This window comes from Streptomyces huasconensis (assembly GCF_021028635.1).
Classification (GTDB): domain Bacteria; phylum Actinomycetota; class Actinomycetes; order Streptomycetales; family Streptomycetaceae; genus Streptomyces; species Streptomyces huasconensis.
Genome location: NZ_CP086119.1, coordinates 1,022,299 through 1,047,389 on the forward strand (window position 1 = coordinate 1,022,299; position 25,091 = coordinate 1,047,389).

Annotated in this window: 27 protein-coding genes; 14 read left to right on the plus strand and 13 right to left on the minus strand. The window is 72.4% G+C overall.

Annotated elements, in window-relative coordinates:
• Window positions 1–71: 71 nt before the first annotated feature.
• The gene (locus J2N69_RS04510; RefSeq protein WP_230899577.1) at window positions 72–1,091 is read right to left on the minus strand and encodes an asparaginase; all 1,020 of its coding nucleotides are present in this window, start codon (window positions 1,089–1,091) and stop codon (window positions 72–74) included.
• A 140-nt stretch (window positions 1,092–1,231) separates the two neighbouring features.
• On the opposite strand from J2N69_RS04510, the gene J2N69_RS04515 reads away from it, so the two are divergent.
• Entirely contained in the window at window positions 1,232–1,687 is a 456-nt protein-coding gene (locus J2N69_RS04515) for an Lrp/AsnC family transcriptional regulator (protein ID WP_230899578.1), read from the plus strand.
• A 170-nt stretch (window positions 1,688–1,857) separates the two neighbouring features.
• Window positions 1,858–2,871 carry a chitinase gene (locus J2N69_RS04520; protein ID WP_408056876.1) on the plus strand — a complete coding sequence of 338 codons (1,014 nt, stop codon included), beginning with the start codon at window positions 1,858–1,860 and terminating at the stop codon, window positions 2,869–2,871.
• Here the strand turns inward: J2N69_RS04520 and J2N69_RS04525 are convergent.
• Both J2N69_RS04525 and J2N69_RS04530 read right to left on the minus strand, forming a co-directional pair.
• Window positions 2,849–3,712 carry a lysophospholipid acyltransferase family protein gene (locus tag J2N69_RS04525; protein WP_230899579.1) on the minus strand — a complete coding sequence of 288 codons (864 nt, stop codon included), beginning with the start codon at window positions 3,710–3,712 and terminating at the stop codon, window positions 2,849–2,851. The genes J2N69_RS04520 and J2N69_RS04525 overlap by 23 nt on opposite strands.
• Window positions 3,709–4,458: a GNAT family N-acetyltransferase gene (locus J2N69_RS04530; protein ID WP_230899580.1), complete on the minus strand. Its 750-nt coding sequence runs from the start codon at window positions 4,456–4,458 to the stop codon at window positions 3,709–3,711. The genes J2N69_RS04525 and J2N69_RS04530 overlap by 4 nt, the downstream gene beginning before the upstream one ends.
• A 248-nt stretch (window positions 4,459–4,706) precedes the next feature.
• Here J2N69_RS04530 and J2N69_RS04535 point away from each other — a divergent pair, with 248 nt between their 5' ends.
• Complete coding sequence (locus J2N69_RS04535; RefSeq protein ID WP_230899581.1) at window positions 4,707–5,903, plus strand: CaiB/BaiF CoA transferase family protein; 1,197 nt, start codon at window positions 4,707–4,709, stop codon at window positions 5,901–5,903.
• Window positions 5,900–7,072, plus strand: coding sequence for an acyl-CoA dehydrogenase family protein (locus J2N69_RS04540; protein WP_230899582.1), 1,173 nt, complete (start codon window positions 5,900–5,902; stop codon window positions 7,070–7,072). Before J2N69_RS04535 ends, J2N69_RS04540 begins: the two co-directional genes overlap by 4 nt.
• Before the next feature lie 6 nt (window positions 7,073–7,078).
• On the opposite strand, the gene J2N69_RS04545 is transcribed toward J2N69_RS04540, so the two are convergent.
• The 3 genes from J2N69_RS04545 to J2N69_RS04555 all read right to left on the minus strand — a co-directional run bounded on the left by J2N69_RS04545 (window position 7,079) and on the right by J2N69_RS04555 (window position 9,100).
• Complete coding sequence (locus tag J2N69_RS04545) at window positions 7,079–7,639, minus strand: YbaK/EbsC family protein (protein WP_230899583.1); 561 nt, start codon at window positions 7,637–7,639, stop codon at window positions 7,079–7,081.
• Between the two features lie 19 nt (window positions 7,640–7,658).
• Window positions 7,659–8,243 carry a helix-turn-helix domain-containing protein gene (locus J2N69_RS04550; RefSeq protein WP_230899584.1) on the minus strand — a complete coding sequence of 195 codons (585 nt, stop codon included), beginning with the start codon at window positions 8,241–8,243 and terminating at the stop codon, window positions 7,659–7,661.
• Between the two features lie 119 nt (window positions 8,244–8,362).
• Window positions 8,363–9,100, minus strand: a complete 738-nt coding sequence (locus tag J2N69_RS04555; RefSeq protein ID WP_230899585.1) for an acyltransferase — start codon at window positions 9,098–9,100, stop codon at window positions 8,363–8,365.
• A 147-nt stretch (window positions 9,101–9,247) separates the two neighbouring features.
• Here J2N69_RS04555 and J2N69_RS04560 point away from each other — a divergent pair, with 147 nt between their 5' ends.
• Window positions 9,248–9,781: a gamma carbonic anhydrase family protein gene (locus J2N69_RS04560; RefSeq protein WP_230899586.1), complete on the plus strand. Its 534-nt coding sequence runs from the start codon at window positions 9,248–9,250 to the stop codon at window positions 9,779–9,781.
• A gap of 10 nt (window positions 9,782–9,791) precedes the next feature.
• On the opposite strand, the gene J2N69_RS04565 is transcribed toward J2N69_RS04560, so the two are convergent.
• Together J2N69_RS04565 and J2N69_RS04570 are read right to left on the minus strand one after the other, a co-directional pair.
• Window positions 9,792–10,457 (minus strand): DedA family protein, encoded by a 666-nt coding sequence (locus tag J2N69_RS04565; protein WP_230899587.1) that lies wholly within the window; start codon window positions 10,455–10,457, stop codon window positions 9,792–9,794.
• 125 nt (window positions 10,458–10,582) lie between these two features.
• Complete coding sequence (locus J2N69_RS04570) at window positions 10,583–11,026, minus strand: DUF4442 domain-containing protein (RefSeq protein WP_230904578.1); 444 nt, start codon at window positions 11,024–11,026, stop codon at window positions 10,583–10,585.
• A 96-nt stretch (window positions 11,027–11,122) separates the two neighbouring features.
• Between J2N69_RS04570 and J2N69_RS04575 the strand changes: the two genes are divergently transcribed.
• The 4 genes from J2N69_RS04575 to J2N69_RS04590 all read left to right on the plus strand — a co-directional run bounded on the left by J2N69_RS04575 (window position 11,123) and on the right by J2N69_RS04590 (window position 15,811).
• Entirely contained in the window at window positions 11,123–12,097 is a 975-nt protein-coding gene (locus J2N69_RS04575; protein ID WP_230899588.1) for a DUF8017 domain-containing protein, read from the plus strand.
• Window positions 12,098–12,172: 75 nt separating this feature from the next.
• The gene (locus J2N69_RS04580; protein ID WP_230899589.1) at window positions 12,173–13,168 is read left to right on the plus strand and encodes a DUF8017 domain-containing protein; all 996 of its coding nucleotides are present in this window, start codon (window positions 12,173–12,175) and stop codon (window positions 13,166–13,168) included.
• Between the two features lie 122 nt (window positions 13,169–13,290).
• A complete protein-coding gene (locus J2N69_RS04585) occupies window positions 13,291–14,385 on the plus strand; it encodes a DUF8017 domain-containing protein (protein ID WP_230899590.1) in 1,095 nt (364 codons plus the stop codon).
• 112 nt (window positions 14,386–14,497) lie between these two features.
• On the plus strand, window positions 14,498–15,811 hold the full coding sequence (locus tag J2N69_RS04590) for an MFS transporter (RefSeq protein ID WP_230899591.1): 1,314 nt from the start codon (window positions 14,498–14,500) through the stop codon (window positions 15,809–15,811).
• Between the two features lie 30 nt (window positions 15,812–15,841).
• On the opposite strand, the gene J2N69_RS04595 is transcribed toward J2N69_RS04590, so the two are convergent.
• Entirely contained in the window at window positions 15,842–16,633 is a 792-nt protein-coding gene (locus J2N69_RS04595; protein ID WP_230904579.1) for a spermidine synthase, read from the minus strand.
• A 182-nt stretch (window positions 16,634–16,815) separates the two neighbouring features.
• Between J2N69_RS04595 and J2N69_RS04600 the strand changes: the two genes are divergently transcribed.
• Window positions 16,816–17,343: a hypothetical protein gene (locus J2N69_RS04600; protein WP_230899592.1), complete on the plus strand. Its 528-nt coding sequence runs from the start codon at window positions 16,816–16,818 to the stop codon at window positions 17,341–17,343.
• A 16-nt stretch (window positions 17,344–17,359) separates the two neighbouring features.
• Here the strand turns inward: J2N69_RS04600 and tuf are convergent, their stop codons facing one another.
• Window positions 17,360–18,529 (minus strand): elongation factor Tu, encoded by a 1,170-nt coding sequence (gene tuf / locus J2N69_RS04605; protein ID WP_230899593.1) that lies wholly within the window; start codon window positions 18,527–18,529, stop codon window positions 17,360–17,362.
• A 324-nt stretch (window positions 18,530–18,853) separates the two neighbouring features.
• Window positions 18,854–19,552: a DNA alkylation repair protein gene (locus tag J2N69_RS04610; protein WP_230899594.1), complete on the minus strand. Its 699-nt coding sequence runs from the start codon at window positions 19,550–19,552 to the stop codon at window positions 18,854–18,856.
• Window positions 19,553–19,601: 49 nt separating this feature from the next.
• Here J2N69_RS04610 and J2N69_RS04615 point away from each other — a divergent pair, with 49 nt between their 5' ends.
• Window positions 19,602–20,309, plus strand: a complete 708-nt coding sequence (locus tag J2N69_RS04615) for a TVP38/TMEM64 family protein (RefSeq protein WP_230899595.1) — start codon at window positions 19,602–19,604, stop codon at window positions 20,307–20,309.
• 65 nt (window positions 20,310–20,374) lie between these two features.
• On the opposite strand, the gene J2N69_RS04620 is transcribed toward J2N69_RS04615, so the two are convergent.
• The gene (locus J2N69_RS04620; RefSeq protein ID WP_230899596.1) at window positions 20,375–21,544 is read right to left on the minus strand and encodes a thiolase family protein; all 1,170 of its coding nucleotides are present in this window, start codon (window positions 21,542–21,544) and stop codon (window positions 20,375–20,377) included.
• A gap of 157 nt (window positions 21,545–21,701) precedes the next feature.
• Between J2N69_RS04620 and J2N69_RS04625 the strand changes: the two genes are divergently transcribed.
• The 3 genes from J2N69_RS04625 to J2N69_RS04635 all read left to right on the plus strand — a co-directional run bounded on the left by J2N69_RS04625 (window position 21,702) and on the right by J2N69_RS04635 (window position 24,018).
• Window positions 21,702–22,163, plus strand: coding sequence for a winged helix-turn-helix transcriptional regulator (locus J2N69_RS04625; protein WP_230899597.1), 462 nt, complete (start codon window positions 21,702–21,704; stop codon window positions 22,161–22,163).
• Between the two features lie 274 nt (window positions 22,164–22,437).
• Entirely contained in the window at window positions 22,438–23,310 is an 873-nt protein-coding gene (locus tag J2N69_RS04630) for an undecaprenyl-diphosphate phosphatase (protein ID WP_230899598.1), read from the plus strand.
• Between the two features lie 558 nt (window positions 23,311–23,868).
• Window positions 23,869–24,018, plus strand: coding sequence for a hypothetical protein (locus J2N69_RS04635; RefSeq protein ID WP_408056670.1), 150 nt, complete (start codon window positions 23,869–23,871; stop codon window positions 24,016–24,018).
• A 34-nt stretch (window positions 24,019–24,052) separates the two neighbouring features.
• Here the strand turns inward: J2N69_RS04635 and J2N69_RS04640 are convergent, their stop codons facing one another.
• On the minus strand, window positions 24,053–25,045 hold the full coding sequence (locus tag J2N69_RS04640; protein ID WP_230899600.1) for a helix-turn-helix transcriptional regulator: 993 nt from the start codon (window positions 25,043–25,045) through the stop codon (window positions 24,053–24,055).
• Window positions 25,046–25,091 lie beyond the last annotated feature (46 nt).

A 25,091-nucleotide genomic window follows, 5' to 3' on the forward strand; every position in this document is an offset into this window, starting at 1 on the left:
GGGACAGTGACATGTGCGGCTTCCGCCGCGCGGGCGCGACCAGCCACAAGCCGGCCCGCAGCCAAATCCGCTCAGACAGCCGCAACCTCGGCCACGGCCTCCGCCCCACCGACAACCCTCCGCAGAACCCCCACCCGCTCCTCCCGCCCGGAGGCGGAAAGCAGCGCCGCGAGCACCGCCGTACGCGCCTGACCGGCGCGCAGCGTACCGGTGAGCACCGCTCCGGCGGCCGCGAGGTCGACGGCTCCGCCATGGGTGTAGATCTCGGCGACGGGGCCCGCGGGGACGCGGGTGGTGAGGGCGACGAGTACACCCCGTTCGACGGCGCCGCGGACGGCGGTGACGAACTCGGGGGTCGCGTTGCCCGCTCCGGTGGCGACGAGCACGATGCCCCGCGCGCCGGCGGTGAGCGCCGCCTCCAGGAGCAGCGGGTCGGCGTCGACGTGGTGCATGACCATGTCGACGCGCGGCAGGGCGGCGTCGGCCGCGGGCAGCGGCAGCGGCTCGGGGCGCTCCGGGCGGTGCAGGACGGAGACCTTGCCGAAGCCGACCTTGCCGACCCGCGGCCCGGAGGGGTCGGCGAAGGCGTCGGCGGCGAGAGTCTGCGTCTTCACGGTGCCGCGCGCGGCGTGCACCTTGCCGTCGAAGACGACCAGAACCCCGAGGTCGCGCACGGTGGCGGCGGTGAGCAGGGCGTCGTACAGGTTTCCGGGTCCGTCGCCGTCCTCCGCGCCGAGGGGCTTCTGGGCGCCGGTGAGGACGACCGGGCGGGGGTCGTGGTGGTGGAGGTCGAGCAGGAGGGCGGTCTCCTCCAGGGTGTCCGTGCCGTGGGTGACGACGATGCCGTCGACGCCGGGGTCGGCGAGCACCTCGTGCACGGTGCGCAGCAGGGTGAGCTGCTGGGCGGAGGTCAGCCGCGGGCTGTTGACGTTGAACAGGTCGATGACCTCGGAGGTGATGCCGTGGGGTATCGCGGCCGTGGCGAGCACCTCGCGCCCGGGGGCGTCGGCGGCGAAACCGGTGCCCTGCCAGCGGCTGGCGATCGTTCCGCCGGTGCTGATGACGACGATCCGTCGCGCCTGCGTTTCCACGTCTGCGTACCTCCCGCGAATCCCGGGGCCCCGAAGCCCTCCGAGCGGCGGGCGGCCCCGCGCAACGATAGTTCGAACGGCGCGCAATGTGTTTGCCTGTTTCCGTGGGCGCGCGCCATTTCGGGGTGGATAATTGCGTCATGGACGAGATCGATCGGAATATCTTGCGTGAGCTGCAGAAGGACGGTCGGCTCACCAACCAGGAGCTGGCCCAGCGGGTCGGTCTGAGCGCGTCACCGTGCATGCGGCGGGTGCGCCAGCTGGAGCTGGACGGCGTGATCCAGGGGTACCGCGCGGTCGTGGACCCGGAGGCGGTCGGGCGGGGCTTCGAGGTGCTCGTCTCCATCGAGGTGCGGCGCGACCGCGAGACGGTCGAGGCGTTCGAGGCGGCGCTCCAGGACATCCCGGACGTGATCGAGGCGTACCGCCTGTTCGGCAGCCCCGGCTGCCTGCTGCGCATCGCGGTGGCGGACCTCGCGGCGTACGAGCGCCTGTGGATCGAGCGGCTCACGGCGCTGGCGGGGGTGACGGAGGTCAACTCGCAGATCATCATGAAGCGGATCAAGGAGCCCGAGGGCCTGCCGGTGGGCGGCTGACCGAGGCCGCCCCGATACCCCCGCTTCCCCTTTGGTCCAGACCTATTGACGCCAGGTCCGGTCCTTCCTACTGTGACGCTTCGCACCACGCACGCCTCCTCTCCCCCCTCGCAGCCAAGGAGCACAGCGTGATCGGTCGGACGTTACGCCTGCTGGGGGCCGCCCTGGCCCTGGCCTGTGCCGCACAACTGCCCGCCGCCGCGGCGGCCCCCTCCGCCCCCTCGGCCGACACCTGCGCGGTCAAGTCGAAGCCCGCCGGGAAGGTCCTCCAGGGCTACTGGGAGAACTGGGACGGCGCCGCCAACGGCGTGCACCCGCCCTTCGGCTGGACCCCCATCACCGACTCCCGCATCCGCGAGCACGGCTACAACGTGCTCAACGCGGCCTTCCCCGTGATCCGTTCCGACGGCACCGTCCTGTGGGAGGACGGCATGGACGCGACGGTGAAGGTCGCGACGCCCGCCGAGATGTGCGAGGCCAAGGCGGCCGGCGCGACGATCCTGATGTCCATCGGCGGCGCGACGGCCGGGATCGACCTCAGCTCCAGCAAGGTCGCCGACCGGTTCGTCGAGACGATCGTGCCGATCCTGAAGAAGTACAACTTCGACGGCATCGACATCGACATCGAGACCGGCCTCGTGGGCAGCGGCAACATCAACCAGCTCTCACCGTCGCAGTCCAACCTGATCCGCATCATCGACGGCGTGCTCGCCCGGATGCCCGCCAACTTCGGCCTGACCATGGCCCCCGAGACGGCTTACGTCACCGGCGGCAGCGTGGTCTACGGCTCGATCTGGGGCGCCTACCTCCCCGTCATCAAGAAGTATGCGGACAACGGCCGCCTGTGGTGGCTGAACATGCAGTACTACAACGGCAGCATGTACGGCTGCTCCGGCGACTCCTACTCCGCGGGCACCGTCCAGGGCTTCACCGCCCAGACGGACTGCCTCAACAAGGGCCTGGTCATCCAGGGCACCACCATCAAGGTCCCTTACGACAAGCAGGTCCCGGGGCTCCCGGCCCAGCCGGGTGCGGGAGGCGGCCACATGTCCCCGAGCCTGGTGGCCCAGGCATGGAACACGTACAACGGCGGCCTGAAGGGCCTCATGACGTGGTCGATCAACTGGGACGGCTCGAAGGGGTGGACGTTCGGAGACAACTTCAAGCGGTTGACGCGGAGTTGAGCCGCTCCCGGGGCCTTCCGGCGAGCGGTGCGGCCACTCCCGCCACGGCCCGCCGCGCGGCCTCGGCCAGCGTCCGCCGGTCGGTGCCGGTGAGCGGCTCGTGGAGCGTGAGCCGTACGGTCAGATCCGACGCGGCCGCCACCCTGCGCAGCGAGGCGGTGAAGTCCTCCTCGCCGAGGAAGGCGGCCGCGGTGACGGTGGCGCCGCCTTGCCGGTACTCGACCGTCACCGGGCGCACGGGCGCGGCCGCGTCCACCGCTGCCTGGAACGCGGCCCGTCGGAAGCCGCCGCCCCCGGCCGTGCACCACGTCGTCGCCTGAGGGAAGACGAGAACGGACGTGCCGCCCCGCAGGTCGCGCGACAAATCGCCGACGGCGTACGGGAGTCGGCGCGGGCTGCCCTCCCTGTCGATGAACCGTGTCCCCGCTCGCCGGGCCAAAGTGCCGATCAGCGGCCACCGGCCCACCTCGCGCTTGGCGAGGACGCTCACCGGCTCGACGGCGAGCAGGGCGACGACATCGAGCCAGGAGATGTGGTTGGCCACCACGAGAGTGCCCGCGCCACGGCCCCTCGCACTCAGCCGGCCGCCGCGCACCGCCTCCAAGCGCACCGCCTCCGTCCCCACCACCTCCAGCCGCACCCCGAGCGCGCCGAGCACCGCCCGCGCCTCGCCCCGCAGGACCCCGGGTTCGGCGAGCCGCCCGCCCCGCGCCACGGCCCGGCTCAGGGCGTACGCCAACGCGGCATACCGGCGGACGAGTTCACCGGACGGCACGCGCGGGTCCGGCCGGGCGGCGCAGCTCGCCGGGCAGCCGCGGTCGACCACCCAGGGGTGGCTCACGCGTCCGCCCCGAGGAAGTAGCGGCGGTGCCGTGCGCTGAGCCGCTCCGTGTCGAGGAGGACGAAGAAGTCCGCGACGTCGAACTGCGGATCGTGCGCGGGGGCTCCGCACATCCACGCGCCGAGGCGGAGGTAGCCGCGCAGCAGGGGCGGCAGGTCGGCGTAGGAGGGCCGCTCCGGGGCGACACCCGCGGGGGTCCACGGGCGGCGGGGGTGTACGCGCAGCTCGGGCGGCGCGGCGTGCTTGGCGGTGCCGAGCAGCCAGGCGCTGGACGCGGCCCGGCCGCCGTCGGCCAGTGGCACGGAGGCGCAGCCCGCGAGGTGGCGGTGGCCGGAGAGCAGGACGTAGCGGGCCAGCGCGGACCACATGAGGTTGATGACGGCGCCGGAGCGGTGGTCGGGGTGGACGCAGGAGCGGCCCGCCTCGACGGTCGAGGACCGCAGGGGCGCGAGGGCGCTCAGGTCGAACTCGCCGTCGGAGTAGGAGTGTTCGGTGCGACCGGGCGGCAGCAGCCGGTAGGTGCCGACGACGTCGCCGGTCGAGGTGTCGGTGACGATCAGGTGGTCGGCGAGATCGTCGTACGCGTCGATGTCGTGTCCGGGCAGGGGCGTGTCGAGCGCCGCGCCCAGCTCCTCGCCGAAGACGCGGTGGCGCAGGCGCTGGGCGGCCCTGATCTGTTCGGTGGTGTCCGCGAGGGAGGTGACGTACGAGCTGGTGACCGGCGAAGCGAGGGACGTCGAAGGCATGACACTTCCGTTCTCGGTTCGGTGGGGAGGGAGAGTCGAGCGGTGGCGCCACGGCACGTTCAGCACGGTGACGGCACCGGCTGAACTTCGCGCTTCAGGCGCGCGTCGGCCGTACGTCGGGCGCGCGTCCAGAACGGTCGGCGGGCCGCACTCCCCTCCGGCCGTTTCCGGCCTCTTGCGGCTTCCGCGGCGTCCGCCCCGGCCGGTTCCCATTGACCCGCCCCCAGGTCAGGCCGTACAAACGCCGCATGCCACCTCCCCTCCCGCTCGCCGGTATCACCGTCGTCAGCCTTGAGCAGGCCGTCGCCGCGCCCTTCGCCACCCGGCAGGTCGCCGATCTGGGCGCGCGCGTCATCAAGGTCGAGCGGCCCGGCGGCGGTGACTTCGCACGGCGGTACGACACCACGGTGCACGGCCAGGCCAGCTACTTCGTCTGGCTGAACCGCTCCAAGGAGTCCCTCACCCTCGACCTGAAGTCCGGGGAGGGCCGAGGCATCCTCGCCGAACTCATCGCGGGCGCGGACGTGTTCGTGCAGAACCTCGCCCCCGGCGCCGCCGCCCGCCTGGGTCTGGGCGCCGAAGAACTCCAGGCCCGCCACCCCTCCCTCATCCCCTGCACCGTCAGCGGATACGGCACCGACGGCCCCTGGGCGGACCGCAAGGCGTACGACCTGCTCGTGCAGTGCCAGACGGGGCTGCTCCAGCTCACCGGCACCCCGGACGAGGCGGTGCGCGTGGGCATCTCGGTGGCCGACATCGCGGGCGGCATGTACGCCTACAGCGGCATCCTCTCGGCGCTGTTCACCCGGGCGACGACCGGCCGCGCCCCGGCCGTCGAGGTCTCCCTCTTCGACGCGCTCGCCGAGTGGATGAGCCAGCCCGCCTACTACACGCGGTACGGCGGCACGCAGCCGCCCCGCGTCGGCGCCCGGCACGCGACGGTCGCGCCGTACGGCCCATTCACCGCCGCCGACGGCAAGGACGTCCTGCTGTCTGTGCAGAACGAACGCGAGTGGGCCGCCCTGTGCCGGGAGTTCCTCGGCCGCCCCGAGCTGGCCGCCGACCCGCGGTTCGCCACCGGCTCCGACCGCGTCGCGCACCGGGACGCCCTCGACGCGATCATCGCCGGACGCTTCGGTGAACTGGGCGGCGACGAGGCGATGAAGCTGCTCGACCGGGCCAACGTCGCCAACGCGGGGGTGAACTCGGTCCATGAGTTCCTCGGCCACCCCGTCCTGACGGAGCGCGGCCGCTGGCAGGACGTACGGGTGCCGGGGGCGCCGTCACCCGTACAGGCACTGCTGCCGCCCGCGGACCTCTCCGGGGTGAGCCCGCGGATGGACCCGGTGCCGGCGGCGGGCGAGCACACCGAGGCGATCCTCGCCGAGCTGGGGCGCGGCCCGGACGAGATCGCCCGGCTGCTCGCGGAGGGGGTCTGCCGGTGAGCGCCCTGGACACCCTCCCGCCGGACGAGCGGCTGGCCGTCACGACCGTACGGGAGTTCGTGGACCGCCGGGTCCGGCCCGTCGTCCGGGAGCTGGAGCACTCCGACACCTGTCCCGAAGCGCTCGTCGAGGGCATGAAGGAGCTGGGCCTCTTCGGGCTCGCCGTCCCCGAGGAGTACGGCGGCACCCCCCTCTCCGCCCCCTGCCACGTCCTGGTCACCGAGGAGCTGGCGCGCGGCTGGATGAGCCTGGCGGGCGCGCTGGGCGGCCACACGGTCGTCGCCGGGCTGCTCGCGCGCTTCGGCACCGACGCGCAGCGGCGCCGCTGGTTGCCCCGCATGGCCACCGGCGAGGTGCGGGCGACGATGGCGCTGACCGAGCCGGGCGGCGGCTCCGACCTCCAGGCGCTGCGCACGGTCGCGCGCCGCGCCGAGGACGGCACGGGGTATGTGATCAACGGCGGGAAGACCTGGATCACCAACGCCCGCCGCTCCCGGCTGATCGCGCTGCTCTGCAAGACCGACCCGCAGGCCGAGCCCCGCCATCGCGGCATCTCGGTCCTGCTCGTCGAGCACGGCCCCGGCCTGACCGTCTCACGCGACCTGCCGAAGCTCGGCTACAAGGGCGTGGAGAGCTGCGAGCTGTCCTTCGTCGACCACCGTGCCCCGGCGGAGGCGCTGCTCGGCGGCGTCGAGGGCCGGGGGTTCGGGCAGATGATGAAGGGCCTGGAGACCGGGCGGCTGCAGGTGGCCGCTCGCGCGCTCGGCGTGGGGCGCGCCGCGTTCGAGGACGCGCTGCGCTACGCCCAGCAGCGCGAGTCGTTCGGCGTGCCGATCTGGCGGCACCAGTCCATCGGCAACTACCTGGCGGACATGGCGACTTCCCTCTCCGCCGCCCGCCAGCTGACCCTGCACGCGGCCCGGGAGGCCGACGCGGGGCGGCGCGTCGACATGGAGGCCGGCATGGCCAAGCTGTTCGCGTCGGAGACGGCGATGCGGATCGCGCTGGACGCGGTCCGCATCCACGGCGGCAACGGCTACTCGACCGACTTCGACGTCGAACGCTACTTCCGCGACGCGCCGTTGATGATCGTCGGCGAGGGCACCAACGAGATCCAGCGCAATGTGATCGCCCGGCAACTGGTCGCGCGCGGCGGCCTGGACGTCTGAACCCCCTCAGCCGGCGACGCCGAGCCCCTCGATGACCACCGCGTTCGGCAGCGCGGCGAAGACCTTGCCCGGCACGATGAGCTTGCCGCGGCGGCTGCCGCTGCCGACAAGGACGTACGGCAGGTCGGCGACGGCGGCGTCGACGAGCAGCAGCCAGCCGGCGGGCAGCCCGATGGGCGTGATGCCGCCGTACTCCATGCCGGTCTCACCGGTCGCCGTGTCCATCGGCGCGAACGAGGCCTTGCGCGCCCCGAGTTGACGGCGGACGACGCCGTTGACGTCCACGCGGGTGCCCGACAGCACGACGCAGGCGGCCAACGTGGTCTCGCCGCCGCGCTTGCCCGCGACGACGACGCAGTTCGCGGACTGATCGAGCAGCTCGGGGCCGTAGTGCTCCAGGAACGTGGCGGTGTCGGCCCACCGCGGGTCGGTGTCGACGTGGATCAGCTCGTCGGCCGGGACGGGGCCGCTCCATCCGCGTACGGCTTCCGCGACGGGCGCGACCAGCAGGCCGAGGACCTCGGGGGCGGGGTGGACGACGTCGAAATCACCGAGAGGAGCGCGCATGGCGGCACGGTAACAGCCGTCAGTAGGAGGCCGCGTGGGCGGGCGGCACCGAGACCGACATCGTCATTTCGAGGGGCTCGGCGCCCTGGTTGCGGTAGGCGTGCGGGGCGTTGGCCTCGAAGGTGGCGGCCGTCCCCGCCGCGACGACGTGCTCGACGCCGTCCACGACGAGCGTCAGCTCGCCCCGCGAGACGTGCAGCAGCTCGACGGTGCCCGGCGGATGCGCGTCGGACTCGCTGCCCTCGCCCGGCATCAGGAGCCAGGACCACAGCTCGAAGGGGCCGCGGGCCTCGGCGCCGACCAGGAGCGTGGTGTTGCTGCCGGCTTCCGTGGACCACATGCGCACGGCCTGCTCGGGCGGTACGAGGCGGACGTGCGGGCCCTGTTCGCGGTCGAGGAGGGTGGTGATGCTGATGCCCAGCGCGTCCGCGAGCTTCACCGTGATGCCCACGCTGGGGTTGGTCCTGGCCTGCTCGATCTGGATGATCATGCCGCGGCTCACACCGGCCCGGGCCGCGAGGGCGTCGAGGGTGAAGCCTCTTTCGTTCCGCCACCGCTTGAGGTTGCGCGCGAGCGACTGGGTCAGCTGATCGAGGTCCGACACATTCCGTCCAATATTCTGGATGACGAAGTTCACTGTACTGAACTACCGTGCGGTCCACCCGATGGTTCCCGCCAGTTCACCACACTGTACTGCGAGGCCTCTCCAGGACCGCCTCGCAGTTACGCCTCCCCCATCTCCCCCAGCGCGATCAACTGCTCCGGCGTGACCCCCTCGGGGATGGGCACCGGCGCGGGCGTACGCAGCGGCGGCTGCCACCCCGACTCCGCGTCCCAGGTACGGACGACCCGCGCCGGCGCCCCCGCCACCACCGCGTGGTCGGGGACCTCCCCGCGCACCACCGCCCCCGCGGCGACGACGACGTTGCGCCCGATCCGCGCTCCCGGCAGGATCACCGCGCCCGTCCCCACCCAGCACCCGGGCCCGATCTCCACCGGGTCCATCCGCGGCCACTGCTTGCCGATGGGCGTGTGCGGATCGTCGTAGGAGTGGTTGGTGGAGGTCACGTAGACGTACGGCCCGAAGTAGCAGTCGTCGCCTATCGTCACCGTCGTGTCGGCGATGACGTGGCTGCCGCGGCCGAGCACGACGCCGTTGCCGATGCGCAGGATGGGGTCGGGGCCGAGGTCGAGGTCCGGCATCATGCCCGCGGTGAGCGTCACGTGCTCGCCGACGATGCAGTGGTCGCCGAGGCGTATCCACGGCTCGCCGAAGACCGTGCCCTGCGGGAAGGCGAGCTTCGTGCCCGCACCGATCGCACCGAACCGCAGCCGCCCCGGGTGCGCGGCGGTCACCGCGCCCGTGCGCTGCACCCACGCCCAGCCCGAGTGGACCGCGCGCTGCGCGAGACGGCGCGGCGCGGCGGCCAGGGATGAGAACGTGTTCCTGTTCTTCGGCACGCGCTCACGTTACTCAGAGCCTCCGGCCCCCGCAGGCCCAGGGCCTGTGATCTTCACCCCACCCGACCGCGCGCGCCGTGCCGTCCCGTACGGTGCCGTCAGGCGCGACACCACGGAAGAAGACGTACAGAAGCGGGGAGCGAGTCGATGGGCCACGAGGCACTCATCACCGGCATCGGCGGCAAGAGTCCGAAGATCGACCCTCAGGCGTTCACCGCGCCGACCTCGGTCGTGCTGGGCGAGGTGACGCTGCACGCCGGGGCCAGCGCCTGGTACGGCGCGGTGCTGCGCGCCGACTGCGGGCCCATCCTCGTGGGCGCCGACAGCAACATCCAGGACAACTGCAGCCTGCACGTCGACCCGGGCTTCCCCATCACGATCGGCGAGCGCGTCTCGGTCGGGCACAACGCCGTGCTGCACGGGTGCACCGTCGAGGACGACAGTCTGATCGGGATGGGCGCGACCGTCCTCAACGGCGCGGTGATCGGTGCCGGTTCCCTGGTCGCCGCGCAGGCCCTGGTGCCGCAGGGGATGCGGGTGCCCCCGGGCTCACTCGTCGCGGGCGTACCCGCCAAGGTGCGCAGGCAGCTCACCGACGAGGAGCGCGAGGGCATCTCGCTCAACGGCACGATGTACGTCGAACTGGCCGGGGCCCACCGCGACGCGCACGCCGCCGGGTGACCCCGTCCGCTCAGTCGCCGACGCCGACGGGCTGCGGCTCGGCCGCCACGGGCCCGGCGGCCGCGGCCTCGGCGGCCGCCTTCTTCGCCCGGCGCTTGACGAACAGCATGGAGCCTGCGCCGATCAGGACGGCGATGGCGAGCCCCAGGTAGGAGAAGCGCTTCAGCCAGTCCTCGGCGACCACGCCGATGTAATAGATGACGGCGGTGGTGCCGCCCGCCCAGACGATGCCGCCGAGGACGTTGGCGATCAGGAACTTCCAGTACGGCATGCGCAGGACGCCCGCGAGCGGCCCGGCGAAGATGCGCAGCAGGGCGACGAAGCGGCCGAAGAAGACCGCCCACATGCCCCACTTCTGGAAGGACCGCTCGCAGCTCGCGACGTTGGCCGCGCTGAAGTGCTTGGGGAACTTCCGCTCCAGCCAGGCCAGCAGTGGTCGGCCGCCCTTGCGGCCGATGGCGTACCCGATGGAGTCGCCGATGATGGCGCCCGCGGTGGCGCAGGCGCCCAGGATGACCGGGTCGATGTCACCGTGCTGGGAGGACAGGAGGGCCGCGGAGACCAGGACGATCTCACCGGGCAGCGGAATGCCCAGGCTCTCCAGGCCGATGACGACTCCCACCAGCGCGTAGATGCTGACGGCCGGTACCTGCTCCAGCCACTCCTGGACGTGCAACGCCGGTTCCTCCCGTAGTTCCAGTGCCTGCCCCCGGCATACGCGCCCTCGGACAGCGCACGCCCGCGCAGCCTACCGGTCCGGGATCACCTGGACGGCACGGCGCCACCCGCGCCCGGCCGCCGTCAGCTGGGGTCGTTGGGCCTGAGGGTCCACAGGACGGTCATCTCGCCGGTCACCGCGCCGTCCGCGCGGCGGATCTCGACGGCGACCGGGAACTCGGGGCGCTGTCCGGCGTCGAGTTCGGCGATCACGTCCCGCGCCGGGCGGCCGAGCGTCGCCGTGGCCGTCACGGGGCCCATGGCGAGCTTCTTGTACGCGATCTCGGCGCTGACGGCGAGCGGCACGGCGCGGGAGAGCTGCGCGCCGAACGCGGCGAGGACGATGGCCCCGCTCGCGGACTCGCCCAGCGTGAACATGGCGCCGGCGTGCGGGCCGCCGACGTGGTTGTGGTACTCGCTCTGGTCGGGCAGGGCCACGACGGCCTTGTCCGGCGCGGTCTCCCGGAACTCCAGGTTCAGGGTCCTGGCCATCGGCACCGTGGCGGCGAGCATCTCGCCGATCGACATCTTGTCTGCGCTCATGGCGGCGATGTTACCCACGAGTAGCGTCCCCTGGCCAGGCCCCTCCGCCAGGCGGATCACCGTCCCCTATCGTGGACGCCCATGTGGCATGGACAGCAGCCGCCCGGGGGCGAACAGAACCAGTCGGGCCGAGAGCCGAACCCGTACCGGCAGCCGGGGTACCAGCAGCCCAACCCCTATGCGCAGCAAACCCCTTGGGACGCGCCCACCATGCCCGGGCAGCCGCGCGGCGGCGCGCCCGAGCCCCCTCGCGGCGGCGGCAGGCGGACCAAGGTGATCGCCCTCACCGCGGCGGCGGCCGTCGTGGTGGCCGCGGGCGCCACTGGGGCCCTGCTCCTCGGCGGCGGCAAGGACGACACCGCGAAGCCGGGCCCGGCCGAGTCCAGTTCGGCGCCCGGCCCGTCCGTCTCCGGCTCCGCCGACCACCCGCGCGCGGGGGCCGAGCCCGGCCCGACCGTGCCGGGCTGGAAGGTCGTCGTGAACCCCAAGCGCGGCATCGCCTTCGACGTGCCTCCCGAGTGGTCCCTGGAATCGCGGGACTGGGCCGGCGGATACGTGGAGGACAAGGACGCCGACGACGAGTCGGCGCCGTTCCTCGTCGCCTACGCCGCCCCCGCCTACTTCAAGGAGCGGTGGTGCGGAAGCGACGAGGACAAGGACGGGACCAAGGACTACGTCCCGCTGGCCGCCGCGGGCACCCGCGGCAACAAGGGCGCCAAGAGCACCGAGCAGGTCGCGCGGAACGACGCGACCATGTGGGTCTACGGCGCTTACACCCAGCCCGACAAGAAGAAGGTCACCACCGGCCCCGTGGAGTCGTACACCACGAAGTCGGGCCTCAAGGGCAGCCTGGCGAGCGCCACTTCGACGGGTGCCGACCAGCAGGGCGCGTGCGACTCCGACGGCAAGGCCACGGTGTTCGCCTTCGAGGACTCCGCCGGGAAGATCGCCTCCTGGTCCTTCCACGGCGCGAAGGGCGTACGGGAGGAGCTGCCGGACGCGACCGTGCGGAAGATCCTCTCGACGGTGCGCGAGTACGAGATGCCCGAGAGCTGACCGGCCGCGCGGGGCCCCGTCCGGCCTCCGGGGTGATGTGATCTTGAACGGTCGCTCCCCGTATCGTGTGCGGCCATGTGGCCAGGACAGCAGCCGCCCGGGGGCGAGCAGAACCCGCGGGACCAGAGTCAGAACCCGTACCGGCAGCCGGGATACCAGGCACCGAACCCCTATCAGCAGCCGGGGTATCAGGCGCCCAACCCCTACCAGCAGCCGGTGGCCGCGCCTCAGGGGCAGCCTCAGGGGGGCGGCGGCAAAGGCACCGGCAGGGTCAAGGTCGTCTCCGTCGTCATGGCGGCCGCCGTGGTCGTCGCCGCGGGCGTGACCGGGTTCCTGGTCCTCGGCGGCGACAAGGACGACAGGGACGAGAAGGACACCCGGGCCGGCTCCCCCTCGCAGGCCGCCCCTGCGAGCCCGGGTGCCGCCCCGGACGACGGCGACGACAGCGAGCGCGGTACGGACAACGGCCTCAAGCCGACCATCAAGGGCTGGCACGTCGTGGTGAACCCCCGGTGGGGCACGGCCTTCGACGTACCGCCCGAGTGGGAGGTGCAGAACCCCGGGTCCGCGATCGCCTACGAGGACAACGAGACCGGCAAGCCGCTCATGACGATGTCGGCGCCCGCATACCTCAAGCCCACGTGGTGCGTCACCGACGACGACAAGGACGGCAGGAGCGAGGACCACGAACTCGCCGCCGTCGGCACCAAGGGCGCCAAGGGCGCGAAGAACACCGACCAGGTCGCGGTCAACCAGGTCGCCTGGTGGGTCTACGCCGCTTACACGCAGCCGGACAAGAAAAGCTTCACCTCCGACGAGAAGGCACAGCCGTACACCACCGCGTCCGGCATCAAGGGCAGCATCGCCCGCGCCGAGTCCAGGAACACGCCCCAGCGGGGCAAGTGCGCCTCCGACGGCAAGGCGATCACCTTCGGCTTCAAGAACGCCGCGGGCGACTACGTCGCGTGGAGCCTCTACGGAGCGCGCGGGGTGAAGGACGAGATATCCGAGGAGACGGTCATGAAGATCCTCAGCACGGTGCGCACCCACGGCGAGGCGACGGAATCCTGACGCTTTCCGCCCCTTTCTCCGTACGGTTCGCCGTACGTCGCACCCGCCGGCGGCGGACCGGTGCCGGCCCCGGCGGGGCTGCCCGTGGCACCCGGCCCCCGGCACCTCTATGGTTACTGGCCATGTGGCCAGAACAGCAGCCGCCCGGGGGCGAGCAGAACCCGCAGGACCAGAGTCAGAACCCGTACCAGCAGCCGGGGTACCAGGCACCGAACCCCTACCAGCAGCCGGGGTATCAGCAGCAGCCCACGGGCGGCTACCCGCAGCAGCCGCCCGCCGGTGGCCACCAGCAGCCGCACTCGGGCGGGTTCTCGCGGCCCGAGCAGCCGCAGTGGTCCGCTCCGACGCCGCCGCCCGTGCTGCCGCAGCCGGGTACCGGCGGTCAGGGCGGGGGCGGCGGCGACAAGACGAAGATCACCGCCATCGTCGCCTCGCTGGCCGTGCTGGTGGCGGCCGGTGTCACCGGCTTCCTGGTCCTCGGCGGTGACGAAGACGGCAAGGACGACAAGGCGGGTCCGGCGAAGCCCGCGAAGTCCGCGACGGAGAAGCCGGACCCGACGCCCACCACGGGCGGGAACGAGCGCGGCGAGGGCGGCGAGGACAAGCCGACGATCCCCGGCTGGCAGGTCGTGGTGAACCCCAAGTGGGGCACCGCCTTCGACGTCCCCGCCGACTGGAAGGTCGAGACGCCCGACACCTTCACCGGCTTCGACGACCGCAAGGACCAGGGCTCGAAGACGATCATCGGCATGTCCGCGCCCGCGGTCTACAAAGAGAAGTGGTGCACGTCGGACGACGACAAGGACGGCGAGCCCGAGGACACCTCGCTGGCCGTCGTCGGCACCAAGGGCCAGAACGGCGCCAAGAACACCAAGGACGTCGCGCGCAACGACTCGGCCTGGTGGGTCTTCGGCGGCTACACCGAGCAGACCAAGGCCGACAAGAAGAAGATCAAGATCAGCGACGTGGAGGAGTACACCACCAAGTCCGGCGTCAAGGGCAGCCTCGCGACATCGACGACGTCCGGCGCCGCCACGTCCGCCAAGTGCGACTCGGAGGGCAAGGCCACCACGTTCGCCTTCAAGAACGAGGCGGGCGAGTACGTGGCCTGGACCCTCTACGGCGCCAAGGGCGTCAAGGAAGAGGTCTCCGACGCCATGGTGAAGAAGATCCTGGCCACCGTGCGGTGGAGCGAGGCCGCGGCCGAGGAGTCCTGAGTCGCGGTTCTCCCCGGGGTCACGCGGCGCGTTCTGAGCCACGAGAACCACCGTTCGAGCCACGGGAACAAACGGTTTGGCAAGTGCCCCGGCCCCCGGTCATAGTCCCGGGGTGACGAAACCTGCCTCCGTGCCGCGTCGCCGCCCCAGTTGGGCGGGCCGCAACTACACGCTGCTGACCGCCGCCGCGATCGTGACGAACCTCGGGAGCCACGGGGCGTTGATCGCGGCGGCGTTCGCCGTCCTGGACGCCGGGGGCGACGGCGGGGACGTCGGGCTCGTCGCGGCCGCGCGGACACTGCCGCTCGTGCTGTTCCTGCTCATCGGCGGGGCCGTCGCCGACCGGCTGCCGCGCCACCATGTGATGGTCGCCGCCAACGCCCTCAACTGCGTGTCGCAGGCGGCGTTCGCCGTGCTCGTCATCGCGGGCGAGCCGCAGCTGTGGCAGATGATGCTGCTCACCGGTCTCGGTGGCGTCGGCCAGGCCTTCTTCGGCCCCGCGGCCGAGGGCATGCTGATGTCGTCGGTCAGCGGCGAACAGGTCAGCCGGGCCTTCGCGCTGTACCGGATGGCGATGCAGGGGGCGGGCCTCGGCGGCGCCGCGCTCGGCGGCCTGATGGTCGCGGCGATCGGCCCCGGCTGGGTCCTCGCGGTGGACGCGGCGGCGTTCGCCCTGGCGGGAGCGCTGCGTTCCTTCCTCGACGTCAGCCACATACCGGAACGCGCGCCCGGCGGCGGACTCCTCTCCGATCTGCGGGACGGCTGGCGGGAGTTCACCGGCCGCCCCTGGCTCTGGTCGATCGTGGCGCAGTTCTCGGTCGTGGTGGCGGTGGTCGGCGCCGCCGAGTCGGTGTTCGGCCCGCTGGTCGCCCGGGACGAGCTGGGCGGCGCGGGGCCGTGGGGCCTCGCGCTCGGCGCTTTCGGCGCGGGCACGGTGGGCGGCGCGATCCTGATGATGCGCTGGAAGCCGCGTCGGCTGCTGCTCGCGGGGACTCTCTGCGTCTTCCCGCTGGCCGCGCCCTCGGCGGCGCTGGCCGTGCCGCTGCCGGTGGCCGGGCTCGCCGCGGTGATGTTCGTCAGCGGCGTGGCGATCGAGGTGTTCGGCGTCTCCTGGATGACCGCGATGCACCAGGAGATCCCGGAGGAGAAGCTGTCGCGGGTCTCCGCCTACGACTGGTTCGGCTCGGTCGCGATGGTGCCGCTGGCCACGGCCCTGGCCGGCCCCGCGGAGTCCGCGTTCGGCCGCGGCCCGTCCCTGTGGGGCTGCGCGCTGCTCGTGGTGCTCGTGACGGCGGCGGTCCTGTTCGTCCCCGACGTACGCCATCTGACACGGCGTACGAAGGAGGTGACCGTCCTGCCCGCGCCCCGCGTGGCGGACCCGGTGGCCTCGACCGACGCGGAGACCCCCGCCGGGCGGCTCGGCTGAGGGCACGGTGTGCTCACCGGACACCCCGATTCAGCCGATGCTGAAGGCCCCGCCCGGCGGCTCCGGTGACGGCACGGCGTCCTCGTCACGCACGGCCTTCGCGTCCCCGACGAGACGCCGCAGCGCCGCGCCGTGCTCGACGCGGGCGGGGAAGGTGTCGGACGCCGCGCGCCGGGCGAGGGCCGCGATGTCGAGGGGTGCGTGCGAGGCGATGAGCACCGCGTTCCCGAAGCGGCGGCCGCGCAGCACGGACGGCTCGGCGATCAGCGCCAGCTCCTCGAAGACCTCGGCGAAGGTGGCGAGTTGGGAGCGGAGGAAGGCGAAGGGCGCGCCGTCGGCGAGGTTCGCCGCGTACACGCCGTCCGGGCGCAGCACGCGCTCGGCGGCCCTGGCGTAGGCGACGGCCGTGAGGTGGGCGGGGACGCGGGAGCCGCCGAAGACGTCGGCGACGAGGAGGTCGGCGCTGTCGTCGGGCGCCGCGTCGAGCCACTGCCGGGCGTCCGCGCCGTGCACGGTGATGCCCGAGTCGCGCTCCCACGGCAGCTGTTCGGCGACCAGCCGCAGCAGCCCCCGGTCGGCCTCGACGACGTCCTGCCGGGAGCCGGGGCGGGTGGCGGCGACATAGCGGGGCAGGGTGAGGGCGCCGCCGCCGAGGTGGGTGACGTCGAGGGGGCGGCCCGGCGCGGCCGCGGTGTCCAGGACGTGGGCGAGCCGGCGCGCGTACTCGAACTCCAGATGGGTCGGCGCGTCCAGGTCCACGTACGACTGCGGCGCCCCGTCGACGGTGAGCAGCCAGGCCCGCGCCCGGTCGACGTCGGGCATCAGCTTGGCGGTGCCGTGATCCACCTCGCGCGTCACCGGAGTCGCCTCGTCCGGAGGCTCGGCCCCCGCGCCCGTCTCGAACTCGTGCTCGTACTCGTCCACGGGCTCCATTGTGCCGCCCCCTCCCCGGCGGAGATCACCCCGTGTTCTCGCCGTGCGCCTGCTTCTGCGATGCTCCGGGGATGCGGAGAAGGAAGCTGCTCGACATGCTCGTGGGAGCGCTGCTTCTGGCCGTGGTCGGCGGTGTGGTCCTGGCCGCCACCGTGTGGCGGACAGCCGTGGACGACACGCTCAACGGCACCAGGACCCGCGGCTTCGCGGGCTGTGAGTACGTCATGCCCGAACGCCTGGTGCGCGCCGTCGACGGTGACGCCGGGACGGTGGCCGCGGGTGAGATGGACGTGCGCTGTGCGGAGCGCCCCGAGCGGTTCCGTCTCCGCCTCGCCCTCCAGGTACGGACACCCGCCGGCCACTGGCGCGCCGCCCCCGACGGCGCCGCCGAGCGCACGGACGATCTCGCGGAGCAGAGCTTCGACGAGGAGGGGGCGCGCGCTCCGGGGTCCGAGGGACAGCACTACATGACGGTCACCGACTGCGATCCCACCTATACCGTTCGCGTCACCTACGCCTTGCGGGTGACCCGGGGCGGCCACACCCGTACGACGGGCACTGTGTCGACCGCCCCGGTTTCCCTGCGCGAACGCTGCTGACCCCCGGCGGGGCCCGTCAGAGGACCTCCGTGACCGTGCCCGCGCCGATGGTGCGCCCGCCCTCGCGGATCGCGAAGCCGAGGCCGGTCTCCAGCGGCACGTCACGGCCCAGTTCGACCGTCATCGTGACCGTCTCGCCGGGTCGGGCCACGGCCGCCCCGCCGAGGTCGACGTCACCGACCACGTCCGCCGTGCGGATGTAGAACTGCGGCCGGTACCCCGTGGCGATCGGCGTCGTACGGCCGCCTTCGCTCGCCGACAGGACGTACACCTGTGCGGTGAAGCGCCGCTTCGGGCCGACGCTGCCGGGCGCCGCGACGACATGGCCGCGGCGTACGGCGTCGCGTGGCAGGCCGCGCAGCAGCAGCGCCACGTTGTCCCCGGCCTGCGCCTCCTCCATCGGCTTGCCGAAGGTCTCCAGGCCGGTGACCACCGTCTCGGTGTCCGCGCCGAGGACCTCCACGCGGTCGCCGAGACGAACGGTGCCGCGCTCGACGGCGCCGGTGACGACGGTGCCGCGTCCGGTGATGGTGAGCACGTTCTCGACGGGCAGCAGGAACGGCGCGTCGAGATAGCGCTCGGGCATCGGCACGTACGTGTCCACGGCGTCCAGCAGCGCCTCGACCGCGCCCGTCCACCGCGGGTCGCCCTCCAGCGCCCTGAGCCCGGAGACCCGTACGACCGGGACGGAGTCGCCCCCGTACCCGTGCCGGGAGAGCAGGTCGCGCACCTCCAGCTCCACGAGGTCGGTCAGCTCCTCGTCCCCGGCGTCGGCCTTGTTGAGCGCGACGACGATGTGGTCGACGCCGACCTGCCGGGCGAGCAGCACGTGCTCGGCGGTCTGCGGCATGATCCCGTCGAGCGCCGAGACGACGAGGATCGCCCCGTCGAGCTGGGCGGCGCCGGTCACCATGTTCTTGACGTAGTCGGCGTGGCCCGGCATGTCCACGTGCGCGTAGTGCCGGGTGTCCGTCTCGTACTCGACGTGCGCGATGTTGATGGTGATGCCGCGCTGCGCCTCCTCCGGCGCCCGGTCGATGCGGTCGAAGGGGACGAAGGTGCCGGTGCCGCGCTCGCTGAGGACCTTGGTGATGGCGGCGGTCAGCGTCGTCTTGCCGTGGTCGACGTGGCCCATGGTGCCGATGTTGAGGTGCGGTTTCGTGCGGACGTAAGCCGTCTTGGGCATGGTGGTTCCTTCTCCGGAACTCGAAGCTGTGGTCCGGACCCGCGGCGGGCGCGTGGTCGGGACGGGGACCCCGGAGCCGTACCGACCCTCCCCCTGCGGGGTCCGCCGGAGTCTCCGGGGAGGGTCAGCTTCGGGCGCCGTCGAAGGCGTCGGGGGCGTCAGGGGCGACGACGGCAGCCTTCGCAGCGCCCGCGACTGCGGGCGTGGCTGCGAGGAAGGCGTACCGGAACATGGCTCCGATCCTCGCCGACACGAGTCACCCGCGTCGAATGAATTTCGCCGAACGCGGCGAGGTGCGGCCTCAGTTGCCGCCCTCCGGCGGGCTCAGAGGTTTTTCGACGCCTCCCGCACGGACAGCGGTGCGAGCCGGTTCCGCTCACGCTCGACGAAGGCGCGTACCGCGTCCGGGTCGGTCTTGGCGTACTCGCGCAGGCACCAGCCGATCGCCTTGCGGACGAAGAAATCCGGATGCCCCGACTGGCGCAGGCAGTAGGCGAAGAGGCGTTCGGTATCCGTTGCCTCCTTGTGGCGCAGCTGGTGCAGGAGCGCCGTGCGGGCCACCCACAGGTCCTCGTCCTCGATCCACGCGTCCATGTCGGCGCGCAGCCGGGGGTCGGCGGCGACCAGCCCTCCGACGACGTGCGCGGCGAGCAGGTCGACGGTGTCCCACCAGGAGCGGGTGGTCACCAGATGGCGTACGACGGGCAGGAAACCGGACGAGCAGCGCCGCACGTGACGGCGCAGGTAGTCCACGGCGAAGTAGGCGTACTCGCGTTCGGGCAGTGCCCAGCAGCGCAGCGCGACGGCCGCGCAGTCCGTCTCGTCGGGGTGCGGTGTGCCGGTGAGGACGGCGCGGGACAGCTCGCGGCGCGCGGGCGAGGCCAGGCCGAGGAAGGGGGCGATGCCCTTCATGTACGCGCTCATCTGCTCGCCCCGCCGGGGATCGGCCGCCGAGGCGTACGTCACGACGAGCCGGTCGAGCACCGTGTCGGCCAGGGCACTTCTCGGGACTGTGACGCTCATGAGACGCACCATACGGCGATCAGACACATCAGCCGGTTAGTCTTCCCGGATGTTCGAGACCGTAACCGCCCGGCCACAGGGCCTCGCCGTGCGCTGCACCAGGGCGCTGCTCTCGCCGTGGTCACGTCTGTCGCTGCTCGTGGTGCTCCTCGCGGCGGCGGGGACGTGCGTGCTGCTGTTCGAGCCTCAGCGGCTCCTCTCCGACGGCTGGCCCGCGCAGTTGGGCGGCGCGACGGCGGTGGCCCTGTTCGCGGTGGCGTACGGGGCGTGCACCGCCGCGTTCGTGCCGCGGCCGCTGCTCAATCTCGCGGCGGGCGCGCTCTTCGGCTCGCAGGCGGGCCTCGCCGCCGCGATCGCCGGCACGGTGTTCGGCGCCGGGATCGCCTTCGGGCTCGGCAGGATGCTGGGCCAGGACGCGCTGCGGCCACTGCTGCGGGGGCGCTGGCTGAAGGCGGCGGACGGCCAGTTCAGCCGGCACGGCTTCCGGTCGATGCTGGCCGTGCGGCTCTTCCCGGGGGTGCCGTTCGCCGCCGCCAACTACTGCGCGGCGGTGTCCCGGATGGGCTGGCTGCCGTTCCTCCTCGCCACGGGCCTCGGGTCGATCCCGAACACGGCGGCGTACGTCATCGCGGGCGCCCGTGCCTCGACGCCCACGTCGCCCGTCTTCCTGATCGCGATGGGGTTCATCGCGGTGACGGGCCTGGCGGGGGCGGTGGTGGCGTGGTTCAAGCGGCACCATTTGCGCGGGGCCCGCTGACCGACCGGGGCCGTCCGGGACCCACAGGCAGGACCGGAGGCGACGGGACCGGGGTGACGGGACCGTCAGAGTGCTTCGAGGACCGTGGCGTTGGCGAGTCCGCCCGCCTCGCACATGGTCTGCAGCCCGTACCGGGCTCCGCGGGCGCGCATCGCGTGGACGAGCGTGGTCATCAGGCGGGTGCCGCTGGCGCCCAGCGGGTGGCCGAGCGCGAGGGCGCCGCCGTGCACGTTGACCTTCTTGTGGTCGGCGCCGGTCTCCCGCAGCCAGGCCAGGACGACGCTCGCGAAGGCTTCGTTGACCTCGAACAGGTCGATGTCGTCGAGGGTGAGTGACGCCTTGCGCAGCACCTTCTCGGTGGCGGGCAGGACGCCGGTGAGCATGAGGAGCGGGTCGGAGCCGGTGACGGCGAAGCTGTGCAGCCGGGCGAGCGGGCGCAGGCCGAGCCGGGCCGCGTGCTCGCTGGTGGTGATGAGGACGGCGGAGGCGCCGTCGTTGACGGGGCTGGAGTTGCCCGCCGTGACCGACCAGTCGATCTGCGGGAAGCGCTCGCCGAAGGCCGGGTCGTAGTAGGCGGGCTTGAGGCCGGCGAGGACCTCGGGTGTGGTGGCGGGGCGTACCGACTCGTCACGGGTCAGGCCCGCGATCGGCGCGGTCTCGGCGTCGAACAGGCCCGCGTCCCAGGCGCGCGCGGCCCGCTGGTGCGAGGTGGTGGCGAAGGCGTCCATGTCCGCGCGCCCGATGGACCACTTGGCGGCGATCAGCTCGGCGCTGATGCCCTGCGGGACCAGGCCCTCCGGGTAGCGCGCGGCGATGCCGGGGCCGAAGGGGTCGGCGCCCGCGGGCACGTTCGACCACATCGGTACGCGGCTCATCGACTCCACACCGCAGGCCACGACCATGTCGTACGCCCCCGACATGACGCCTTGCGCGGCGAAGTGCACGGCCTGCTGGGAGGAGCCGCACTGCCGGTCGACGGTGGTCGCGGGCACGGACTCGGGGAAGCCCGCCGACAGGACGGCGTAGCGGGTGGTGTTCATGGCCTGCTCGCCGACCTGGTCGACGGTGCCGCCGATCACGTCGTCGACCAGGGCGGGGTCGATGCCGCTGCGTTCGACGAGGGTGCGCAGGGTGTGGGCGAGGAGTTCGACGGGGTGGACGGCGGCGAGGGCGCCATTGGGCTTGCCCTTGCCGACGGGGGTGCGTACGGCTTCGACGATGACGGCGTCACGCATGGTGCGGGCCTCTTTCGCTACCGGGAGGGCTGCTGGGCTACTGCACTGCTGGGCCCTGGAGTGCCGGGGGCTACCAGTCAGTAGGAAATCTGGACTCACCATAGCCCTGCCAGTTGGAAAATCAAACCCTCTCTCGTCCGCCCTCTAGACTGCCCGCATGAAGCATCCGCGCCCCTGCTCCATCGCCGACGCCCTCGCTCTCGTCGGCGAGAAGTACTCGCTGCTCGTCCTGCGTGAGGTGTGCCTCGGCAACGAACGCTTCGACCAGCTCGTACGCAACATCGGCGCACCCCGCGACATCCTCGCGACGCGCCTTCGCCGGCTCGTGGAGGCGGGCATCCTGGAGAAGGTCGTCTACAGCGAGCGCCCGCAGCGCTTCCGGTACCGGCCCACCCCGGCCGGGCTCGAACTGGAGCCGGTCCTGATGACGCTCATGGCGTGGGGCGACCGTCATCTGCGCGGCGAGGGGGATCGGCCGATGATCCTGGAGCACTCCTGCGGCCAGGAACTGGTCCCGGTGGTGACGTGCTCGGCCTGCGGCGACGCGGTCCGCCACGAGGACCTCACCGCGCACCCCCAGAGCCCGGGCTGGACGACGACCGGCCCCTCGGCGGCGTAGGAGAGCGGCCGCGGTCCCCGGCTGTTCCCGCGGCGGCAAGGCGGCCCTCCCAGCAGCCCCGTAACCCAAGGCCGCTACGCTGCCCCACGACGAGGGGGGCGATCTCGGCGGTCTCCTCCCCTGTCCCGGCATTTCCGCCTCTTTCGTACGCCTGCTCACGCTCCCCGCACGCCTCAGCCACGCACCTCTACGACCTCGATGACCTCGATGACCTCGATGACCGCTGTGATCGCTCACGCGGTCTGATGATCAGTACTTGGACGGCGCAGTTCTCATGTCTTGGCTTGAATCCTTCATCCTCGGGCTCGTCCAGGGACTGACCGAGTTCCTCCCGATCTCCTCCAGCGCGCACCTGCGGCTGACGGCGGCGTTCGCCGGCTGGCACGACCCGGGCGCCGCGTTCACGGCGATCACGCAGATCGGCACCGAGACGGCCGTGCTGATCTACTTCCGCAAGGACATCGCGCGGATCGTGTCCGCGTGGTTCGGCTCGATCGCCGGGAAGGTGCCGCGCTCGGACCACGACGCGCAGATGGGCTGGCTGGTCATCGTCGGCTCGATCCCGATCGGCGTCCTCGGCGTGACCTTCAAGGACCAGATCGAGGGCCCCTTCCGCGACCTGCGGCTGATCGCCACCACGCTGATCGTGATGGGCATCGTCCTCGGCATCGCCGACCGCCTGGCGGCGCGCGACGAGACGGGCGGCAGGCACCGCGCCGTACGCCGCCGCAAGGGCCTCAAGGAGCTGGGCGTCAAGGACGGCCTGATCTTCGGCCTCTGCCAGGCGATGGCCCTGATCCCGGGAGTCTCCCGCTCCGGCGCCACGATCAGCGGCGGCCTCCTCATGGGCTACACACGCGAGGCAGCGGCCCGCTACTCGTTCCTGCTGGCCATCCCCGCCGTCCTCGCCTCCGGCGTCTTCGAGCTGAAGGACGCGGGCGAGGGGCACGTCTCCTGGGGGCCGACGATCTTCGCCACGATCATCGCGTTCGTGGTCGGATATGCGGTCATCGCGTGGTTCATGAAGTTCATCACCACCAAGAGCTTCATGCCGTTCGTCTACTACCGGATTTTGCTGGGCATCGTCCTCATCGCCCTGGTGGCGACGGGGACGCTGAGCCCGCACGCGGGGGAATCAGCGGGATAGGGGCAGGACGGTCGCGCCGGGGGGCGCGGTGGAACCGGGTGAGGTACGCCGAGCACGCCGCCCGGGCAGCGGCGGGCACAGCGCGGCAACGGGCTCCCGCGGTCACTGCTGGGGCCCTGCGGTGGGCGTGGGTCCAGCAGGCGGACTCTATGACGGCCAGCGACGCGGCCGAGCCCTCCTTGGCACCGCCATCGCGGCCGCCCGCCGACAGCGGCAACCGAGGGCGGGGCCTGGCCTGGCGTACTGCCCGGCCGCGTGGGCGGTCTCAGGACTGCGGACGACTGCCGTGGTTGGCCGCGTGCTTGCGGCGGGACTTCTTCTTGCGGCGTCGCTTCGAGGACATGGGGCCACCTCTTCCGGTAGGAACCAACACCACGGGCACAGCGGGAACCGCGCCGGTGGCTTTCTACCGTTTCATACGGATTTGGGGGCGGCGACCCGAGCGCAGGCGCGGCGGGCGATCACCCGGCGGAGGTGTGTGGTAGCTGACAGTTCCGATTGTCGTACTCATCCCCTAGGCTTGGCGCCATGCCCTTAACCTCACCGACCCATGGTTCCGTGCGCTCTTCCGTGGAGCTGAACGAGCGGATACGCGGCCTCTGGCTGCGCGCGGCCGGTCGCCTCACCCCCGAACAGCGCAGAGAGTACGAACAGTTGGTGACGGAGTGGGCGGCGGCCGTCCGTGCCGAGATGGTGAGGGCCGCCTGACGTAAGACGCCCCCCGCCCGTGGGTCGTCGCGGCTCAGGCCTCGTCCGTCTCCGGCACCGGTGAGACGGGTGCCCCGGCCGCCAGCAGCCTCTGGGCCAACTCCCGGCAGCGGCTACCAAGTTCCAGCGGTTCGAGGATCTCGAAGGCGTGCCCCAGCAGGAGGACGTGCATCAGCACGGCGTCGAGCCCGGCGGCGCCACTGAGCACCTCGCAGCGCTCACTCCCCCGCTCGCGCACGACGGCCGCCGACGCGGGCAGCTGCGCGCGCACCGTCTCGGCCGACGCGTGCACGAGGAAGCGCGCCCGGTGCGGATAGACCCGGCTCGCCACGCCCTCCTGCACGTACCGCGCCGCGTCGGGCGCCGCGCGCGGGCGAAAGCGCCACGTCCGTGCGGAGACAGCGGTCATCCGGTCGACGCGGAAGGTACGCCAGTCGTCGCGGTCGAGGTCGTACGCGAAGAGGTACCAGCGCCGGTCGGAGGCGACCAGCCGGTAGGGCTCGACCCGCCGCCGACGCACCTCGCCCCCTGAGGGATAGTCGAAACCGACCTCGACCTCGTCACGGCGGGCCCGGGCCAGCGTCATGAGCGCCTCGGGGACGACCGGCGTGCGGCCCGCGCCGAAGGACTCCACCGAGCCGGAGAGCGCACGCACCTCGTGCCGCAGCCGGGCGGGCAGCACTTGGTCGAGCTTGGTCAGCGCCCGCAGCGCCGCGTCGCCGACGACCGCGCCATCCGCGCCGACGAGCAGCAGGACCGCGGTGGCGATCGCTTCCTCGTCGTCGAGGAGCAGGGGCGGCAGTTCCTGTCCCGGGCCGAGCCGGTAACCGCCGCCGACGCCCTGCCCGGCATGCACCGGATACCCGAGCGCGCGCAGCCGCTCGACGTCACGCCGCACCGTGCGGGGCGTGACCCCGAGCCGCTCGGCGAGTTCGGGACCGCTCCAGGCCTGTCGCTGCTGCAGCAGCCCGAGCAGGGCGAGAACCCGCTCCGTCGTCCCCCGCTCCGCACCGCTCACCACGTCCATGCGCCCACCTTGGCAGAAGTGGCGGACCGATCCTGTCCGCCTCAGG